Origin of the sequence: Peribacillus sp. NPDC096448, assembly GCF_044762675.1 — a bacterium.
Lineage (GTDB): Bacteria > Bacillota > Bacilli > Bacillales > DSM-1321 > Peribacillus > Peribacillus frigoritolerans_B.
On record NZ_JBIWEU010000004.1, the window covers coordinates 267,853 to 286,708 of the forward strand.

Sequence of the window (18,856 nt, forward strand, 5' to 3'; positions counted from 1 at the left end):
GCTAGTTAGGAGAGAAAAAAACATACGAGCAAGAGATTTAGTTGTTATATCGAGCGTCATCATGATCGTTGCCATGTTGGTCATTCCATTGCCAACATGGTTGTTAAGCATTTTACTCCTTTTAAATATCTCTCTTGCGTTGCTGGTTCTATTGACTACGATGAATATGAAAGAACCTCTCGAATTTTCAATCTTTCCTTCCTTGCTCCTTTTACTGACATTGTTCAGGCTGGGGTTGAATGTTTCGACGACTCGTGCCATTTTGACCTATGGTGATGCTGGGGGAGTTGTAGAAACCTTTGGGTCATTTGTAGTCGGCGGTAACGTGCTTGTAGGATTAGTTGTATTCATCATTTTGGTCATCATCAATTTCATCGTCATCACGAAAGGTTCCGAACGGGTCTCGGAGGTAGCGGCAAGGTTTACGCTTGATGCGATGCCAGGGAAACAGATGGCCATCGATGCAGATTTAAATGCTGGGATGATCTCCGAAAATGAAGCACGTGCCAGAAGGGAAAAAATTAGTAACGAAGCAGACTTTTATGGATCCATGGATGGAGCGAGTAAGTTTGTTAAAGGGGACGCCATAGCGGGCATCATCATTGTCATCATTAACTTGATTTTCGGTATGATCATTGGCGTCATGCAATTGGACATGAGCTTTGGAGAAGCGGCCGTCCATTTTTCCATGTTGTCGGTTGGTGACGGTATCGTGAGTCAGGTACCTGCTTTATTGATTTCTACAGCTACGGGAATAGTCGTAACCCGGGCAGCCTCAAATGGAAACCTCGGAGCGGATATTGTTGAACAGTTATTTCAATTTCCCAAAATGCTTTACCTAACAGCAGCAACCATTTTCCTTTTAGGGTTATTCACTCCCATTTCTGACTTATTCACCATTCCGATTGCTGCTTTATTAGTCGTTGGAGGGTATACAATTTCAAGGATACCAAAGCAGGATGAAAGTGAAATACAAGAAATGGAAGAAGTGTTGGAAACCGATGAAATGAAAAGTCCAGAAAGCGTCGTTAACCTTTTAAGTGTCGATCCGGTCGAATTTGAGTTTGGATATGGATTGATTCCGCTTGCGGATGCCAATCAAGGGGGAGACCTGCTGGACCGGGTCGTCATGATCCGCAGGCAGCTTGCAATTGAATTGGGACTCGTGATCCCTGTCGTCAGGATACGTGATAACATTCAGTTGAATCCCAATGAGTATCGGCTGAAGATTAAAGGAAATGTCATGGCAAAGGGGGAATTGCTTCTTAATCATTTCTTGGCCATGAGTCCAGGGATGGAGGATGATTCAATCGAAGGAATCGATACGATAGAACCGTCTTTCGGTTTACCGGCCAAGTGGATCACGGATGACATGAAAGAACATGCCGAGTTGTTGGGTTATACAGTTGTGGACCCGCCAAGTGTTGTATCCACTCATTTGACGGAAGTCATAAAGGCCAATGCGCAGGAATTATTGGGCAGGCAGGAAACGAAACAATTGATCGATCATCTTCACGAATCGGCACCTATACTAGTGGAGGAAGTCACACCGAATCCTTTGACTATAGGAGATGTACAAAAGGTATTGGCAAAATTATTAAAGGAAAAAGTTTCAATAAGGAACTTACCGATCATTTTCGAAACACTTGCTGATTATGGCAAGTTATCGACAGACACCGATTTGCTTACTGAATATGTAAGGCAGAATTTAGCCAGACAAATAACGAATTCTTTTATTACGGATGAAAATAGAATTAAAGTCATAACATTATCGGGGAAAGTGGAAAAGACCATCGCTGATGGTGTACAGCAAACCGAACATGGTAATTTTTTATCATTGGATCCAACTATATCGCAATCCATATTGGAGGCGATTGCAGCCAAATTGGAAGAGTTGACCCTAATGGACCACCAACCGATCTTACTCTGCTCTCCAGCAGTAAGGATGTATGCACGGCAATTAACTGAACGTTATTTTCCTAATGTACCGATTCTTTCATACAATGAACTCGAATCGAATGTAGAAGTACAAAGTGTAGGGGTGGTGAATTTCGATTGAAGGTAAAGAAATATTTGGCACCATCAATGAACGAGGCAATGAAGCGAATAAGGGAGGAACTAGGCAGTGATGCGGTAATCTTAAGTTCAAAGGCTGTATATACTGGTGGTTTCTTAGGATTATTCAAGAAGAGGAATATTGAAGTCATTGCAGCCATAGACCCCGTGTCCCAGTCTATCCAAACCGTAACCAAACAAAAATCGAAGAAGTTGCCAGCAAAGCTGGAAATGGCAAGTCACGTCCTTGAACCTAATGAAGGCAATAGGGAAAGTGCTGACTTATTAAAAGAAATCGAAGGTTTGAAAGATATGATAAAGAGCTTGCAAATCTATTCACCTGATCGAAAATATCCTGGGAAACTGCAGAAGATCCACGAATACCTAACCCAGCAGGAAGTGGATATTTCACTTCGGTCCCAAATCATGGATGAGCTGTTTGAAAAATGGTTCGTTTTTAAACAACAATCCACTGATGAAGAGGTTCAAGTTTGGTTGGAAGAAGCCATGTTCGGGATTTTGGAAAAAGTCGAAAATGGAAAAACAGGGCTGCAAAAAAAGTATATTAATTTTGTTGGCCCAACAGGTGTGGGAAAGACGACGACCCTGGCAAAAGTGGCTGCAGAAACCATGTTGAAGCATGATAAAAAGGTGGCTTTCATTACGACGGATACGTACAGGATTTCTGCAATAGATCAACTTAAGACATACGCCAAGATCTTAAACGTTCCCATAGAAGTCGCTTATAATCTGGAAGACTTCAAAAGGGCGGCTGAACGCTTCTCCCATTATGATTTTGTTTTTATTGATACGGCCGGAAGGAATTTCCGTAACCCGCAATATGTTAAGGATCTTAATGAAATCATCCATTTTACAGATGAGATGGAAACCTATTTAGTGTTGTCATTGACTTCTAAACAGAAGGATATGGAAGATATTTATCGACAGTTTGCTGCCATATCGATTAAACAGGTCATTTTTACAAAAGCCGACGAAACTTCCACTTTCGGGCCGATATTCAATTTTATACACACTCATAAATTAGGAGCAGCCTATATAACAGATGGACAGAATGTACCGGACGATATTGAAATAGCTACATCATCACAGCTAATGAAAATGGCTTTTGGGGCTAAAAAATATGAAAGATCAAGCTGAGAATTTACGAAGGAGATTGAAAGCCCGCCAAAATCAATCAATGGCCAAAACGATTGCCGTTTTAAGTGGTAAAGGTGGAGTGGGAAAATCAAACTTTTCTTTGAATTTTTCCATTGCCTTATCCCAAAAGGGGAAAAAAGTACTGTTGTTCGACATGGATATCGGAATGGGGAATATTGATATTTTGATCGGGGAACACTCGCCCTGCAGTATTATTGATTTTTTTGAAAAAGAATGTAGTTTGAAGGATATCATCATGTCAGGACCAGGAAATATTTCAATCATTACAGGCGGAACAGGAGTGACGAATCTCTTTTCACTTGATGAAGATAAGTATACCCGCTTTAATGAAGAATTCAGTTTGTTGTTGGCGAATTACGATTATATCTTATTTGATATGGGTGCAGGCATCACTGAGGATTCCATGAAATTCCTGTTATGTGTGGATGAATTGGTCGTTATCACGACGCCTGAACCTACTTCTATCATGGATGCATATTCCGCAATGAAATATATTCATTCAGTAAACAAAGAGATTCCATTGTTCCTAGTCTGCAATCGTGTTTTCTCGAGTAAGGACGGCAAAGAAACGATTAAACGGCTCCAAAATGCGCTAGTGAAATTTTTGGGTCTGGAAGCTGTAGCTCTAGGTTATTTGCCAGATGATAGAACCGTACCCAAATCCGTTACCAAACAAATGCCCTTTCTCCTTTTCGATTCCGAAGCCGATGTATCCAAAGCCATCATGGACATTGCTTCGAGATATGCAAATCATTCATTTGGGGAAGAATTGACTTTGCAAAAAAGCCGTTTCCTCCAAAATATGAAGAGATATTTTTTGGGAAAGTAGGTCTCCTTAGATGGATAAAGTAAAAGTGCTGATAGTGGACGATTCTGCATTTATGAGGAAGTTAATTTCAGAGTTTTTAGCAGAAGATAGCAGGATGGAAGTCATCGGGACTGCCAGGAATGGAAGAGATGCCATAGACAAAATAAAGGCTTTAAAACCCGATGTCGTGACTTTGGATGTGGAAATGCCGATTATGGACGGATTGGAAGCATTAAACCGGATCATGAATGAATGTCCAACCGCTGTAATCATGTTATCAAGCACAACGAAAAAAGGAACGGAAAATACATTTTCCGCTATGAACAGTGGAGCCTTTGATTTTGTGGCTAAACCTTCGGGAGCCGTTTCATTGGACTTACATAAAATCAAGAAAGAACTCCATGAAAAAGTTATGGCTGCCAGCAGGGCAAATGTTCACAAACTAGAAAAAAATGCGATAAATATTGAAAGAAGCCCATCGGTTTGGAAAAAATATAGTAAAATAGATTCATTAGAATCATCAATAAACAAAAAAAACCGAAGTGTATGGTCCGATGGATATAAGAAAATAATAGTCATCGGTACATCAACAGGAGGCCCGAGAGCTCTGCAGACCGTCTTGACAGGACTCCCAGAAGAAATTGATGCACCCATACTCATTGTCCAGCATATGCCCCCCGGTTTCACAAAATCCTTGGCTACACGCCTGAATTCATTATGCAAGATAAAAGTGAAGGAAGCTGAAGAGGGTGAACTGATTCAAAAAGGTGTCGCCTACATCGCACCTGGAGGCTTTCACTTGAAAGTGAGGAAAGTCGGAATGAGCTGGGCAATCCTTTTGGATCAATCCGAATTGCGTAATGGACATCGCCCGTCGGTTGATGTGCTAATTGAATCGGTAAGTGAAATGAATGATTATGCGAAAATAGCCGTTATCATGACCGGGATGGGGATGGACGGATCGAAGGGGCTTACCAAGCTTAAACAAAAGGGTCCTTTAAAAGCGATAGCCGAATCACAGGAAACTTCAATCGTTTTTGGTATGCCTAAGGCTGCAATCAATACCAAGTTAATAGATAGCATAGAGGATGTAGAAAAAATAGCTAGAGCGGTAATAAGCTATTGTTAACACGTGGAGGTGTGAGATTGTATGGATATGAATCAGTATTTAGAGGTATTTATTGAAGAAAGTAAAGAACATCTTCAAACGTGCAGCGAACAGTTGCTGGTACTCGAAAAGAACCCGGAAGACCTCTCGATAGTAAATGAAATCTTTCGTTCCGCCCATACCTTAAAAGGGATGTCGGCAACTATGGGGTATGAGGACCTAGCCAATTTAACTCATAAAATGGAGAATGTGTTGGATGCGATCCGAAACAGTCAAATCGTTCTTTCACCTGAATTGTTTGACGTGATATTTTTAGCGGTGGATGATTTAGAAGCGATGGTCATGTCCATTGCTGAAGGTGGAGATGGAAAAAGAAATGTGATGGGGGTTGTCCATCAGCTGGAAATGATTGAAAAAGGGGAGTCGCCCGTTTCTTCAACCATTGCAGAAGTTGCAGCAGCTTCTGCGGTCCTTGAAAAGGAGGAAATGACTGTTGGAGAGTACGATGAATTTGAATGGACAGTACTTCAGCAGTCAAAAGATCAAGGATTCAACAGCTTCGAAATTTCGATAGGGTTGCGTGAGGACTGTCTTTTAAAAGCTGCCCGGGTGTTTATGGTTTTTGAGGTGCTTGAAAAGTCAGGTGAAGTAATCAAGTCACATCCACCCGTCGAACTTTTGGAAGAAGAGCAATTCGATCAGCGATTTACAATCACGATGGTAACAACAGAATCGAGTGATGAGATAAAGAAAAAAATCATGAAGGTTTCCGAAGTGGATCAAGTTGTTGTAAATGCACTTGATCTCGAACGCTTGCGGGATGCATCCCTTTCTAAAGAGGATAAAGTTACTGAAAACCCAAAACATGAGACAAATAATGCCGCGCTTCCTACTGAATATGATGATAGGAAAAAACAGGCACCCGTTAAGACGGCATCAAGCAAGACCATTCGGGTGAACATTGAGCGGCTTGATATATTAATGAACTTATTCGAGGAACTGGTAATCGATAGAGGCAGGCTTGACCAAATATCCAGTGATTTGGATAATCAAGAATTGCATGAAACAGTAGAAAGAATGTCCCGTATAACCAGTGATTTACAAACAATCGTATTGAATATGCGGATGGTGCCCGTGGAAACTGTATTCAATCGTTTTCCTAAAATGGTACGTCAATTGGCAAGGGACTTAAACAAGAAAGTCAATTTGGATATCACCGGTGCCGAAACGGAACTTGATCGTACAGTCATTGATGAAATCGGTGATCCTCTCGTCCATTTAATAAGGAATGCCATGGATCATGGAATTGAAACACCTGAAGAACGTTTGGCGAAAGGAAAGAATGAAGAAGGTAAAATCCTGTTAAAAGCATATCACAGCGGTAATCATGTTTTCATTGAAATCGAGGATGACGGCGCAGGAATCAATAAAGATCGAGTCTTGAACAAGGCGCTATCCAATGGGATATTAACTAAGGAAACTGCCTCCACCCTAACGGATAAGCAAATCTATGAATTGATATTCGCTTCTGGTTTCTCAACCGCGGAAACCATTTCAGATGTATCGGGACGCGGTGTGGGGCTCGATGTAGTTAAAAATACCATTGAGTCCCTCGGTGGATCTGTCACGATCGATTCCAAAGAGAATGAAGGATCCATCTTCCTTATTCAGCTTCCACTTACATTGTCCATAATTTCTGTCATGCTGGTTGCAATCCAAAACGAAAAATATGCCATACCGCTTTCTTCCATTATAGAAACAGCAATCATAAAAAAATCAGATATCTTGAATGCCCATAATCAACAGGTCATTGACTTCAGGGGAAAGATTCTGCCGCTTCTGTTCTTGAAAGATATATTTGAAGTGCCTATCAGTCAGGAAGAAGAAGAGTCCCTCTCTGTGGTCATTGTAAGAAAAGGCGATAAATTAGCCGGATTAGTCGTTGATTCATTCATCGGGCAGCTGGAAATCGTTCTTAAATCACTGGGTAATTATTTAACTAGTGCATTTGCAATATCGGGGGCAACGATACTTGGTGATGGTCAAGTTGCTTTAATCATAGATTGCAACACATTGATTCATTGATGATAGATAAATGGGACACGTAATGGGACGTTGGTTCAACCGTGTCGATTCGGATTTCGTCAATACTACACACCAATGATGAGTTTATTAAAAGGAGGGGAATAGATGTCGGAGGATATGAAAGTGATCGTATTTCAAATTAAGGATAAAGAATATGCGATTCCAGTGGATAAGGTCAGCGGTATCGAAAAGCTACTGCATATTACCAGAGTTCCAAAGGCTGTGAAGTTTGTTAAGGGAGTCATAAATTTAAGGGGGGTAATCACCCCAATTATTGATTTACGGGTTCGCTTTGGTTTTGAAGAGGTGGAATACGATGAAGCAACAAGGATTATCATCGTCATTCTGGATGATATGGAGGTTGGGTTAATAGTGGACTCTGCCAATGATGTTTTGGATATTCCAGTGGAGAGTATCGAACCTCAGCCTGAAGTTGTGGGACATTTGGCTTCAGAATACATTAGCGGAGTGGCTAAAATTGAAAAGCGACTGCTTGTCCTAATTAATTTGGAGAAGGCCTTAAGTCTGGAAATGACTGAAAATATGTTAAGAGAAGGATAATCATATGTCGTTCATTGAGAAAATCAACCCTCTTCAACTCGATATTTTGAAGGAAATCGGTAATATAGGTGCAGGAAACGCAGCAACTGCGCTTTCTGCCATCCTTAATAGGAAAATTGATATGAATGTTCCTAATGTCCGAATCGTTTCCTTTGATGAAATGATGGAAATGGCTGGCGGGGCCGATCACGTCGTGGCCAGCGTTTTCCTTAGAATAGAAGGTGATGCTTCAGGGAGTATGTTTTTTATCCTTTCACTGCCTGTAGCCCAATACTTGATTCGTAAGATGACAGGTGATGAGACCTTTTTGATAGATTCAGCACCCTATACTGAATTGGCGCTCTCTTGCCTTCAGGAATTAGGGAATATTTTATCGGGATCTTATCTCTCTTCCCTTTCTGATTTCACCCGATTGAATATCCATCCATCCGTTCCATCCTTGAGCATCGATATGGTAGGGGCAACGATCAGTTATGGGTTATTGGAATTATCTCAAGTAAGTGACGCAGCCATCGTTATTGATACTGTACTTGAAAAGGACCAGCTTTTTGCTGACTCCATTAGTGGTCATTTCTTTCTATTACCTGATCCCGAATTTTTTGATATCATTTTTTCCGCTTTAGGAGTGTCACATAATGACTGAATCGGTAAAGGTCCAGGTTGTTAAGGTTGGAATAGCGGATATGAATATAATAAAACCTCCCTATACGATTCGTACTTCCGGGTTGGGATCGTGTGTCGGTGTTGTGATTTATGATGAAAAAAAAGAAATTGCAGGTTTGGCCCATATCATGTTGCCTGACTCTTCACTCGCTAAATCGGGACAGATCAACGTTGCCAAATTTGCAGATACGGCGATAAAGGAATTAGTGCAGGTCTTAGTGAAAGAAGGCGCAAGAATGCCATTCCTAAAAGCGAAGCTTGCTGGCGGAGCACAAATGTTTCAATTTGCCTCCGGAGGGGATTTAATGAGAATCGGACCACGGAATGTGGAAGCTGTCCGGAAAGAGTTATCTGACTTGCGGATTAGAGTCGTTGCTGAAGATGTTGGCGGGAATAGCGGGAGAACGATTGAATTCAATTTAAATGATTGCTTGCTAAATATACGGACCGTTACAAAAGGGACTAAAAACATATAGGACGGATTCAAAAATATGACAGATGCATTTGCATCCGAATTATTATTGCATTTATGGCTTTAAGGGCCGTTTTGATCACAAATCGTATAACAATGTTAGGAGGATGTCCAATGTCTCATCTGACCATCGAAGAAGAGCAGTTATGTTGGAAAAATTGGGTGGATTGCAGAGATCCGCAAGCCGGGGACATTTTGGTAAAGAAATACATACCTCTCGTATCGTACCATGTTCAACGTATTTCAGTAAGTCTTCCTAAAAATGTGAGCCGGGATGATATAAGGAGTTTAGGGATGATGGGGTTATTCGATGCCCTGGAACGTTTTGATACGAAGCGTGACCTCAAGTTTGACACATATGCATCATTTAGAATTCGTGGTGCCATTTTAGATGGATTAAGAAAAGAGGATTGGCTTCCACGGAGTGCAAGAGATAAAGCCAAGAAAATTGAATCTGCAATAGAGAGGCTGGAGCAGCGATACATGAGGAACCTTTTGCCAAATGAGATTGCCGCTGAATTGAATATACCGGAAGATGAAGTATATGCTGCATTAAATGAGAATTTCTTTGCCAATGTACTATCAATGGATGAAAACCCCCAAGAGGATGATAAAGAAAGCGCGAATTTTCATATTAAAGATGAAAAGGCGGATTTACCTGAGGAACATGTGTTAAGGGAAGAACTGTATGAGGAATTAGCCAAAGTCATAGAAACCCTAAATGAAAAGGAACAATTGGTTTTACAGCTTTTTTATAAAGAAGAACTGACCTTAACCGAAATCGGACAAGTGATGAGCCTATCTACGTCCCGGATATCCCAAATTCACTCGAAAGCGATTTATAAATTAAGAAACACGATGCAAGATCATAAGATTTAATCATGATATTTTCATTGAAGAGGGTCGTGGGGTCTGGAAAGCATAAAGATCCCAATTGAACGAAGAAAGCAGCTATAAATCAATTCTTACGGATACCCGCATCCGTAAATGTTTTGAAATCACAGAATGTTCGAACTGTACTTTGTCAAGAAGAGAGTAGAGAAAGTAACCAAGAAAAAAACAACAGTGAAAAAAGATCCCCATCCGTATAAAAGGTAATAGGATTGACTATTCCCGTTAATTAGGAGGCAACATGTCAGCATTTTTTATATTTCTGTTGTTTGTATTGAACATGTTCACCATTTTCGCCATCATCGTTTTATATCTTCGTCAAAATCGTTTAAGTAAGTTGGAAAAAGACCAAAAAGCCATCATTAGAGAAATGGAACAACTTTTGTCTGGTTATTTAATGGAGATGAAAGAAGACAACGAGACATTGGTAAAGGCAATCACCAATTCGGTGGCAATGAATCCAGAGCATGGACAAAAAGGACAAGAAAATGGTTCAATCAAAGAAACAAAGGAAGAAAAACAAGAACAAAACATTCTGCTAGAGTATAAAGTGGGAAGCCGTGCCGCGGCTAAAAAGCAGGCGATTAACGCTTATAAAATAATGCCTGAAGAAAATGAGGCAAATGCTTTACCCGTAAAAGTCGAGGACAAATTGGAGCTTGCATCGGCTGCCACTTCCCCTCAAAATCAGGGGAAGCCGGCTGGCATGGAATTTTCGGACATGCTGCAGGCTTCGTTAAATGAACGGTCATTAAATGAAAAAGTGGATATGTTAGCGGATCAAGGACTTTCAGTAGAGGAAATCGCCAAAAAGTTAGGTCGCGGTCAAACGGAGGTAGAGCTATTACTAAAGTTTCGAATGAATAGATAAACTTATCTCTTGATTGTGCAGAGTCATTATGATATATTATGAAATGGTGTTAATACACACGCCCCGTGATTCTTGCAGATGGTGCTGTTACGACAGTTTCTGTATGAAAATGATCGGTGCGGAGGAAAAACAAAACCATTTAGGAGGAACTAAAATGTCAGTCATTTCTATGAAACAATTGCTTGAAGCTGGTGTGCATTTCGGACACCAAACACGTCGCTGGAACCCGAAAATGAAGAAATATATCTTCACTGAGCGTAACGGCATCTACATCATCGACCTTCAAAAAACAGTTAAAAAGGTTGAAGAAGCTTATAACTTCGTGAAAGAACTAGCTGCTAACGGTGGTACTGTTCTTTTCGTCGGAACTAAAAAACAAGCTCAAGAATCTGTTAAAGAAGAAGCTATCCGTTCTGGTATGTACTATGTAAACCAACGTTGGTTAGGTGGAACTTTAACAAACTTTGAAACAATCCAAAAACGTATCGCTCGTCTTAAAGATATCGAAAAAATGGAAGAAAACGGAACTTTCGAAGTACTTCCTAAAAAAGAAGTTATCCAACTTAAAAAAGAATGGGATCGCTTAGAGAAATTCTTAGGCGGTATTAAAGATATGAAGACTCTTCCAGATGCGATCTTCGTTATCGACCCACGCAAAGAGCGTATTGCTGTTGCGGAAGCACACAAATTACACATTCCACTTGTTGGTATCGTTGATACAAACTGTGATCCGGATGAAATCGATGTAGTTATTCCTGCGAATGACGATGCAATCCGTGCTGTTAAATTATTAACAGGTAAAATGGCAGATGCTATCTTAGAAGCTAAACAAGGCGAAGAAACAGCAACTGAAACAACTACTGCTTAATAAGTAAAAAAGGTTGCTTATTCAGTAAGAAAAAAAGGTGATAAGAGGATAATGCCTTTTATCCCTTTTTTTTGCACTAAATAAACATACATAAAATCACTGTACGGAATGTCTTTTTAAAAAGGTATGGGCGATTTTTAAGGGATGAAAATCATCAGCTGATTTAGTTCCGTCATATTGACTGAAAAAGTGGATGTTTATCAGAAATATTGTCAAGGCTCGTCATTTTCTTTGAAGGTAACAAGTATTTTTTGGCAATAATGGGTAAAGATTGAATAAACTGCATTTAATTTGAGGAGGATATATATTATGGCAATCACTGCACAATTAGTTAAAGAATTGCGTGAAAAAACTGGTGCCGGTATGATGGACTGTAAAAAGGCACTTGTACAAACAGAAGGCGATATGGAAAAGGCAATCGATTTCCTACGTGAAAAAGGAATTGCGAAAGCTGCTAATAAAGGTGACCGTATTGCTGCTGAAGGTTTAACTTCAATCGTTGTTGAAGGAAACCAAGCGGTTATTCTTGAAGTGAACTCTGAAACTGATTTCGTCGCTAAAAACGAAGGCTTCCAAATTCTTGTTAAAGAATTGGCTGGGTTCCTTCTTGCCAACAAACCTGAAAGCGTTGAAGCTGCTCTTGAGCAAACAATGGAAAATGGAGCAAAAGTTGCAGACCATATCAATGCTGCTGTTGCTAAAATCGGGGAAAAATTAACTCTTCGCCGTTTCCAAGTCGTTTCTAAAACAGATAACGACGCATTTGGTGCATACCTTCACATGGGTGGACGCATCAGCGTACTATCAGTTCTTGAAGGTACAACTGACGAAGAGGCAGCTAAAGGCGTTTCAATGCATATTGCTGCAATTAACCCTAAATATATCTCTCGCGACCAAGTGGATGCTAGCGAATTAGAACGCGAACGCGAAGTTCTTACGCAGCAAGCTCTTAATGAAGGAAAACCTGAAAAAATCGTTGCGAAAATGGTTGAAGGACGCATCAATAAATTCTACGAAGAAATCTGTGTTAACGAACAAGCTTTCGTTAAGAACCCTGATCAAAAAGTGGGACAATTCGTTGAATCAAAAGGCGGAAAAATCCAATCATTCGTTCGTTATGAAGTAGGGGAAGGTCTTGAAAAACGTCAAGAAAACTTTGCTGAAGAAGTAATGAACCAAGTTAAAAAAGACTAATTGTCAGATAGTTAATAATGGGGAACACTCTTGTGTTCCCTATTTTTTGAAATGTCATGAATTTTTGGCAGTATTGCAAGAAAGCATGATGAACGAATGAAAAGATTACATAGTTGGAGGTTCTCATGAGTAACGCTAAATATAAACGTGTCGTTCTAAAACTAAGTGGTGAAGCATTAGCCGGTGAAGAAGGATTTGGAATTAATCCTGCAGTAATTAAATCCATTGCTGAACAAGTCAAGGAAGTGGCAGAGCTTGATGTGGAAGTGGCTGTCGTTGTCGGAGGCGGAAACATTTGGCGCGGGAAAATAGGCAGTGAAATGGGCATGGATCGTGCTAATGCCGATTATATGGGTATGCTGGCTACAGTCATGAACTCATTGGCATTACAAGACAGCCTTGATCAGCTTGGAATTGAAACGCGCGTGCAAACTTCCATTGAGATGAGACAAGTCGCAGAACCATACATTAGACGCCGGGCAATCAGGCATCTTGAGAAAAAGAGAGTGGTGATTTTTGCAGCTGGTACAGGTAATCCATACTTCTCAACGGATACCACTGCCGCCCTGCGTGCTGCAGAAATTGAAGCTGATGTCATCTTGATGGCGAAGAATAATGTGGATGGCGTATACAATGCAGATCCGGTTAAAGACAAAAATGCAGTGAAGTATGATAAACTTTCCTATCTTGATGTGATCAAAGAAGGGTTAGAAGTAATGGATTCAACTGCGTCCTCACTATGCATGGACAATGATATTCCATTGATCGTCTTCTCAATCATGGAAAAAGGTAATATTAAACGGGCCGTTTTAGGCGAAACGCTTGGAACTATTGTAAGGGGGAAATAAAAGATGCCGAAACAAGTTATTTCGAATGCGAAAACGAAAATGGAAAAAGCCATTGGAGCGTACACACGTGAATTAGCAAGCATCCGTGCCGGAAGGGCAAATGCCTCATTGCTTGATAGAATCTCGATTGATTATTATGGTTCGCCGACACCAGTAAATCAGGTGGCTGGTATTTCTGTCCCTGAAGCTAGGCTATTAGTCATTCAACCATATGATAAAACGGTATTGGGTGAAATCGAAAAGGCGATTTTGAAATCAGACTTAGGCTTAAATCCTTCTAATGATGGATCGGTCATCAGGATAGCCATCCCGGCGTTAACTGAAGAGCGCAGAAAAGAGCTTGTGAAAGTTGTGAAAAAAGAAGCGGAAGAGGCGAAAATAGCTGTCCGTAATGTGCGTCGCGATGCTAATGATGATTTGAAAAAGCTTGAAAAAAATGGTGAAATCACTGAAGATGATTTACGTGGCTATGCTGATGACATCCAAAAGATGACAGATGGCAATATCACGAAAATCGATGAAATTACAAAAGATAAAGAAAAAGAAATTTTGGAAGTATAATTTCCAATGAAGAATTGATTATATAAAGAGGGCCGAATCCATACTGGGTCATGTCTTGGTGCTAACATATAGGTGTGCTTAAAGGAGAAAACTGTTATAATAAGGTTTCTCCGATAATGATTACTCCTTGAGTTAGTATGTTGCATGCAAACGTTGGAGGTGGTCCTTTTTTGCATTTTTCATGGCAGTCATAACCGGTTTTAGAAAAAAAGAAGTAATGATTTCACTCTTTCAAGCTTCTAATGAAGAAATAAATTTCATAATAATAATATGAGAACCAGTTTTTTTTTGATATTATAATATAGATTCTTTTTAAGCGGCAGAAAGCTTGATATACATAGTGCACGAAAAACTTTGCCTTTGTAGAGAGATAAGTACAACCTGATGGGGGACTAACATATGTATTCACTTTGGAAGCGTTTCGTTAAAAAAGATGCTTCTTCCGATGTAACAAATAGGATTCAGCATATTAAACAGTTTGATGTTCCTCAGCATATCGCCATCATTATGGATGGGAACGGCCGTTGGGCCAAAAAGCGTGCATTGCCACGTGTGGCGGGTCATCATGAAGGAATGAAAACCGTTCGTAGAATTACGAAAGTTGCCAATAAATTAGGGGTCAAAACTTTGACGGTCTATGCGTTCTCCACTGAAAATTGGAAACGTCCGAAAAGTGAAGTCGACTTTTTGATGAAGCTTCCCCAGGAATTTCTTGGGACATTTTTACCCGAGCTCATTTCCGAAAATGTAAGAGTTGAAACGATTGGGGACTTGTCACTCATTCCGTCACATACTCAAAGTGCCGTTAAACGGGCAATGGAAGACACGAAAGACAATGATGGGATGATTCTGAATTTTGCCCTGAATTATGGAAGCCGTGGGGAGATTGTATCTGCAGTGAATAGCATCATTCAAGATGCTAAGAATGGTATAATAAAGGAAAATGTAACTGAGGAAATGCTATCCAATTACCTGATGACCAAACATTTGTCGGATCCTGATTTACTGATCCGTACAAGCGGTGAAATCCGTTTAAGTAATTTCATGCTTTGGCAGTCGGCTTATACGGAGCTGTGGTTTACTGAAGTGCTATGGCCGGATTTTAGTGAAGAGCATTTATTGCAGGCAGTTGAGGAGTATCAAAAGCGTTCACGAAGATTCGGTGGCGTTTAATGTAGAAGGCGAGGAAAATGGAATAATGAAACAACGAATTATTACGGCGGTCGTAGTTGCCGCTATCTTCATTCCACTAGTCATTTTAGGGGGCACTCCCTTTTTACTGACGGTTTATCTGTTAGCTTCAATTGGTTTGTATGAACTGATGAAAATGAAAAAGTTACGTGTACTATCTTTTGAAGCATTTCTTTCTCACATATTATTGTGGGTGCTTTTATTGCCTAATGAGCATACCGCTTTTTTGGCAGAAATAAATTACGATAAAGTTCAAGTCTTCTTAATCGGGGTTTTGCTGCTGTTACTTTATACAGTCGTTTCAAAAAACCGTTTTACCTTTGATGACGCAGGCTTTCTAGTGATTTCAATCCTATACTTGGGGATAGGTTTCTACTACCTATTTGAAACACGTGACTCTTTGGGGTTGGGGCTGATCTATATCCTGCTTACCCTATTTACGATCTGGGCAACCGATTCCGGAGCCTACTTCATTGGTAAATCACTTGGTAAAAGAAAGCTATGGCCAGAAATAAGTCCAAACAAGACCGTGGAGGGATTCATCGGCGGGTTAATTTCCGCGATGGTAGTGGGTGTTCTGTTTTACGTCTTCTCCAGCCTTGATTACACGTTATTACAATTATTATTGATTTCATTAATCATTGGGGTATTCGGCCAATTGGGTGATCTCGTCCAATCGGCGTATAAACGTCATTATGGCGTTAAGGATTCAGGGAAGCTTCTCCCTGGACATGGTGGAATTTTGGACAGGCTTGATAGTGTGATATTCATTTTACCGATTTTGCATTTATTGCATGTTTTATAATATAAATATAGGCAAGCGTTATATGAATTAGGAGATGAACAATTTGAAAAATATCAGCCTTTTGGGCGCGACAGGATCGATTGGTCAACAAACAGCGGATGTAGTTAGGTCCCATCCAGATCAATTCAAGATCGTGGCGCTTTCTGCTGGAAAGAATATAGAATTGGTCAGGACTTATATACAAGAGTTTGAACCGAAACTGGTTTCAGTCCAGACGGAAGAAGATTATCATGTTTTGAAAAGTGAATTCTCCAGCCGTAAAGATATCGAGTTCATGTATGGAGATGAGGGGTTGACTGCTGTTGCTGTTTATGATCAGGCGACGATATTGGTCAATGCCGTCATCGGAAGCGTGGGTCTTTATCCGACACTTCAAGCAATAAAGGCTAAAAAAGATATTGCTATCGCCAACAAGGAGACTTTGGTGACGGCAGGACATTTAGTCATAAGTGAAGCAAAAAAAGCGGGGGTCAGATTGTTGCCGGTTGACAGTGAGCATTCCGCTATTTTTCAGGCATTGCAAGGTGAAAAGGAAAAAAATATAGAACGTCTTGTCATTACTGCTTCAGGAGGCAGTTTTCGAGATCGGACCAGGGAAGAATTGAAGGATGTAACGGTGGAAGAGGCACTGAACCATCCAAACTGGTCAATGGGAGCTAAAATTACGATCGATTCAGCATCAATGATGAATAAAGGGTTGGAAGTCATTGAGGCCCACTGGCTATTCGATCTTCCCTACGATAAAATTGATGTATTGCTACATAAGGAGAGCATCATCCATTCCATGGTTGAGTTTCATGACTCCAGCGTGATAGCACAACTGGGGACACCGGATATGCGGGTGCCGATACAATATGCACTTACTTATCCAGACCGCATTCCGCTAGCAGGTCGCAAACGACTTAACCTTGCTGAAGCAGGCAAACTGCATTTTAGGGATATGGATTTCACTAGATATCCTTGTTTGCAATTCGCTTATAAAGCAGGTAAAATGGGCGGAACGATGACTACTGTGTTGAATGCTGCCAATGAAGCCGCAGTCTCTGCATTCTTATATGGAAAGGTAACCTTCCTTGAAATAGAAACGTTAATTGAAAAAGCGCTGAATCAGCATTCCGTCATAGCCCTTCCAGATTTAGAAACAATTCAGGAAGTCGATATTATGACAAGGCAGTATATAGAATCTTTAGTGAAAGATAGGTGACCGGAACATGCAGACTTTAGAAACGATTATAGCGTTCATCATCATTTTTGGAGCTCTAGTATTTTTCCATGAGCTTGGGCACTTAGTGTTTGCAAAGCGAGCAGGAATTTTATGCCGTGAGTTCGCAATCGGTTTCGGGCCAAAAGTATTCACATATAAAAAGAAGGAAACCGTTTATACCATCCGATTGCTTCCTCTTGGCGGTTATGTGCGTATGGCTGGTGAAGACGCAGAAAATATAGAGTTGAAACCCGGCTATCGGGTGGGATTAATGTTTGATAATGATGAGAATGTTACAAAGATCATTTTGAACAATAAAGATAAATATCCTGATATTCGTCTTGTGGAAGTTGAAGTGATCGACCTGGATCATAAACTGATCCTTACTGGTTATGAAGAGGGCGAGGAAGATACACTAAAAACGTTTGCTATTCATAAAGAAGCTGTGATCGTTGAAAATGGTGTAGAGAACCAGATTGCTCCATTTGACCGGCAATTTGCCTCAAAGTCGCTTGGGCATCGTTTTCTGACGATTGTAGCTGGTCCGGCAATGAATTTCGTTTTGGCTTTTGTCATTTTTGTGTTGATCGGCCTGTTTCAAGGAGTGGTGGTGGATGAAGCGAAACTTGGTGAGTTGACTCCAGATGGTTCGGCTGTAAATGCCGGTTTAAAATCGGGGGATGTCATTCAATCCATAGAAGGGACGGAAGTCTCCACTTGGGGAGATGTTCAGGAAAGCATTCAAAAGAACCCTGGGCAAGAAATCGAGTTCGTCGTTGACAGGGACGGGAAAACATTAGAAGTATCGGTTGTTCCACAAGAAGTGGAAAGGGAAGGCAAGAAAATCGGGATTATCGGTGTATACCCGCCGGTTGAAAAAGCACCGATTAAAGCTATACAATATGGTTTTACAGAAACGTATTTTTGGACAAAACAAATCTTCATCATCCTTGGTGACCTCGTAACAGGTGGGTTTACGATCGACAGTTTATCTGGTCCTGTAGGAATATATAAATCAACAGAGGAAGTGGCGAAACAAGGTTTATTCACGTTAATGAAATGGGCAGGGCTGCTCAGCATAAACCTGGGAATCATGAACCTGCTTCCGCTACCGGCATTGGATGGAGGAAGACTGTTATTCTTTGTGGTCGAATTCTTAAGAGGGAAACCAATTGATCGTCAAAAAGAAGGAATGGTCCACTTCATCGGCTTTGCTTTGCTGATGTTATTGATGATTGTCGTTACCTGGAATGATATCCAGCGATTCTTCCTGTAAACATGTTTAGATAATGAAAAAAAAGGCCAGCAGAATTATCTGTTGGCCGTTTCCATATCCAAAGGGATTTCCTAGTTTTTTAACCGTTTTGGGGAAATTGTTTGTTTTCTAGGGAAATCGTAAGTATAATCGAGAATGAGTATATTAAATTAGCTTTTCTAAATAACGCGGAAAGTCTTTTTTGTATGAAATGACCGTATTAATGTTGCGGTGTCA

General features: G+C 40.5%; 18 protein-coding genes. All 18 read left to right on the forward strand.

Annotated elements, in window-relative coordinates; all coding sequences use genetic code 11:
* Positions 1–22 precede the first annotated feature (22 nt).
* Positions 23–2,059: a flagellar biosynthesis protein FlhA gene (gene flhA, locus ACIQ0C_RS09895; RefSeq protein ID WP_403059453.1), complete on the forward strand. Its 2,037-nt coding sequence runs from the start codon at positions 23–25 to the stop codon at positions 2,057–2,059.
* Positions 2,056–3,213, forward strand: coding sequence for a flagellar biosynthesis GTPase FlhF (gene flhF, locus ACIQ0C_RS09900; protein WP_403059319.1), 1,158 nt, complete (start codon positions 2,056–2,058; stop codon positions 3,211–3,213). Before flhA ends, flhF begins: the two co-directional genes overlap by 4 nt.
* Positions 3,197–4,063, forward strand: a complete 867-nt coding sequence (locus ACIQ0C_RS09905) for a MinD/ParA family protein (protein WP_403059321.1) — start codon at positions 3,197–3,199, stop codon at positions 4,061–4,063. The genes flhF and ACIQ0C_RS09905 overlap by 17 nt, the downstream gene beginning before the upstream one ends.
* 10 nt (positions 4,064–4,073) lie before the next feature.
* A complete protein-coding gene (locus ACIQ0C_RS09910) occupies positions 4,074–5,171 on the forward strand; it encodes a protein-glutamate methylesterase/protein-glutamine glutaminase (RefSeq protein WP_403059323.1) in 1,098 nt (365 codons plus the stop codon).
* Between the two features lie 21 nt (positions 5,172–5,192).
* Positions 5,193–7,235 carry a chemotaxis protein CheW gene (locus ACIQ0C_RS09915; RefSeq protein WP_403059325.1) on the forward strand — a complete coding sequence of 681 codons (2,043 nt, stop codon included), beginning with the start codon at positions 5,193–5,195 and terminating at the stop codon, positions 7,233–7,235.
* A 105-nt stretch (positions 7,236–7,340) separates the two neighbouring features.
* Complete coding sequence (locus ACIQ0C_RS09920) at positions 7,341–7,796, forward strand: chemotaxis protein CheW (protein ID WP_402839474.1); 456 nt, start codon at positions 7,341–7,343, stop codon at positions 7,794–7,796.
* A 4-nt stretch (positions 7,797–7,800) separates the two neighbouring features.
* Positions 7,801–8,439, forward strand: coding sequence for a chemotaxis protein CheC (locus tag ACIQ0C_RS09925; RefSeq protein ID WP_403059328.1), 639 nt, complete (start codon positions 7,801–7,803; stop codon positions 8,437–8,439).
* Positions 8,432–8,935, forward strand: a complete 504-nt coding sequence (locus ACIQ0C_RS09930) for a chemotaxis protein CheD (protein WP_402839470.1) — start codon at positions 8,432–8,434, stop codon at positions 8,933–8,935. The genes ACIQ0C_RS09925 and ACIQ0C_RS09930 overlap by 8 nt, the downstream gene beginning before the upstream one ends.
* Before the next feature lie 110 nt (positions 8,936–9,045).
* Positions 9,046–9,810 carry a FliA/WhiG family RNA polymerase sigma factor gene (locus ACIQ0C_RS09935; protein WP_403059330.1) on the forward strand — a complete coding sequence of 255 codons (765 nt, stop codon included), beginning with the start codon at positions 9,046–9,048 and terminating at the stop codon, positions 9,808–9,810.
* Positions 9,811–10,063: 253 nt separating this feature from the next.
* The gene (locus tag ACIQ0C_RS09940) at positions 10,064–10,693 is read left to right on the forward strand and encodes a DUF6115 domain-containing protein (RefSeq protein WP_403059332.1); all 630 of its coding nucleotides are present in this window, start codon (positions 10,064–10,066) and stop codon (positions 10,691–10,693) included.
* Between the two features lie 154 nt (positions 10,694–10,847).
* Positions 10,848–11,561 (forward strand): 30S ribosomal protein S2, encoded by a 714-nt coding sequence (rpsB, locus tag ACIQ0C_RS09945; protein ID WP_034313644.1) that lies wholly within the window; start codon positions 10,848–10,850, stop codon positions 11,559–11,561.
* Positions 11,562–11,870: 309 nt separating this feature from the next.
* Complete coding sequence (gene tsf / locus ACIQ0C_RS09950; protein WP_402839464.1) at positions 11,871–12,755, forward strand: translation elongation factor Ts; 885 nt, start codon at positions 11,871–11,873, stop codon at positions 12,753–12,755.
* 125 nt (positions 12,756–12,880) lie between these two features.
* Positions 12,881–13,603 carry a UMP kinase gene (gene pyrH / locus ACIQ0C_RS09955; protein ID WP_034313639.1) on the forward strand — a complete coding sequence of 241 codons (723 nt, stop codon included), beginning with the start codon at positions 12,881–12,883 and terminating at the stop codon, positions 13,601–13,603.
* Positions 13,604–13,606: 3 nt separating this feature from the next.
* Positions 13,607–14,164, forward strand: a complete 558-nt coding sequence (gene frr, locus ACIQ0C_RS09960) for a ribosome recycling factor (protein WP_252280415.1) — start codon at positions 13,607–13,609, stop codon at positions 14,162–14,164.
* Positions 14,165–14,563: 399 nt separating this feature from the next.
* On the forward strand, positions 14,564–15,337 hold the full coding sequence (locus ACIQ0C_RS09965; protein WP_403059334.1) for an undecaprenyl pyrophosphate synthase: 774 nt from the start codon (positions 14,564–14,566) through the stop codon (positions 15,335–15,337).
* 25 nt (positions 15,338–15,362) lie between these two features.
* Positions 15,363–16,160: a phosphatidate cytidylyltransferase gene (locus tag ACIQ0C_RS09970; RefSeq protein ID WP_403059336.1), complete on the forward strand. Its 798-nt coding sequence runs from the start codon at positions 15,363–15,365 to the stop codon at positions 16,158–16,160.
* Between the two features lie 43 nt (positions 16,161–16,203).
* Positions 16,204–17,364, forward strand: coding sequence for a 1-deoxy-D-xylulose-5-phosphate reductoisomerase (gene dxr / locus ACIQ0C_RS09975; RefSeq protein ID WP_403059338.1), 1,161 nt, complete (start codon positions 16,204–16,206; stop codon positions 17,362–17,364).
* Positions 17,365–17,371: 7 nt separating this feature from the next.
* Entirely contained in the window at positions 17,372–18,640 is a 1,269-nt protein-coding gene (gene rseP, locus ACIQ0C_RS09980; protein ID WP_403059340.1) for an RIP metalloprotease RseP, read from the forward strand.
* The last annotated feature ends 216 nt before the right edge of the window (positions 18,641–18,856 follow it).

Excerpts from the sequence above, each read along its gene's own strand:
- ACIQ0C_RS09915 (WP_403059325.1), top strand. The coding sequence starts at position 5,193 with ATGGATATGAATCAGTATTTAGAGGTATTTATTGAAGAAAGTAAAGAA.
- rseP (WP_403059340.1), top strand. The coding sequence starts at position 17,372 with ATGCAGACTTTAGAAACGATTATAGCGTTCATCATCATTTTTGGAGCT.
- ACIQ0C_RS09970 (WP_403059336.1), top strand. The coding sequence starts at position 15,363 with ATGAAACAACGAATTATTACGGCGGTCGTAGTTGCCGCTATCTTCATT.
- ACIQ0C_RS09910 (WP_403059323.1), top strand. The coding sequence starts at position 4,074 with ATGGATAAAGTAAAAGTGCTGATAGTGGACGATTCTGCATTTATGAGG.
- ACIQ0C_RS09920 (WP_402839474.1), top strand. The coding sequence starts at position 7,341 with ATGTCGGAGGATATGAAAGTGATCGTATTTCAAATTAAGGATAAAGAA.
- frr (WP_252280415.1), top strand. The coding sequence starts at position 13,607 with ATGCCGAAACAAGTTATTTCGAATGCGAAAACGAAAATGGAAAAAGCC.
- pyrH (WP_034313639.1), top strand. The coding sequence starts at position 12,881 with ATGAGTAACGCTAAATATAAACGTGTCGTTCTAAAACTAAGTGGTGAA.
- ACIQ0C_RS09930 (WP_402839470.1), top strand. The coding sequence starts at position 8,432 with ATGACTGAATCGGTAAAGGTCCAGGTTGTTAAGGTTGGAATAGCGGAT.
- ACIQ0C_RS09905 (WP_403059321.1), top strand. The coding sequence starts at position 3,197 with ATGAAAGATCAAGCTGAGAATTTACGAAGGAGATTGAAAGCCCGCCAA.
- rpsB (WP_034313644.1), top strand. The coding sequence starts at position 10,848 with ATGTCAGTCATTTCTATGAAACAATTGCTTGAAGCTGGTGTGCATTTC.
- ACIQ0C_RS09935 (WP_403059330.1), top strand. The coding sequence starts at position 9,046 with ATGTCTCATCTGACCATCGAAGAAGAGCAGTTATGTTGGAAAAATTGG.
- ACIQ0C_RS09940 (WP_403059332.1), top strand. The coding sequence starts at position 10,064 with ATGTCAGCATTTTTTATATTTCTGTTGTTTGTATTGAACATGTTCACC.
- ACIQ0C_RS09965 (WP_403059334.1), top strand. The coding sequence starts at position 14,564 with ATGTATTCACTTTGGAAGCGTTTCGTTAAAAAAGATGCTTCTTCCGAT.
- ACIQ0C_RS09925 (WP_403059328.1), top strand. The coding sequence starts at position 7,801 with ATGTCGTTCATTGAGAAAATCAACCCTCTTCAACTCGATATTTTGAAG.
- tsf (WP_402839464.1), top strand. The coding sequence starts at position 11,871 with ATGGCAATCACTGCACAATTAGTTAAAGAATTGCGTGAAAAAACTGGT.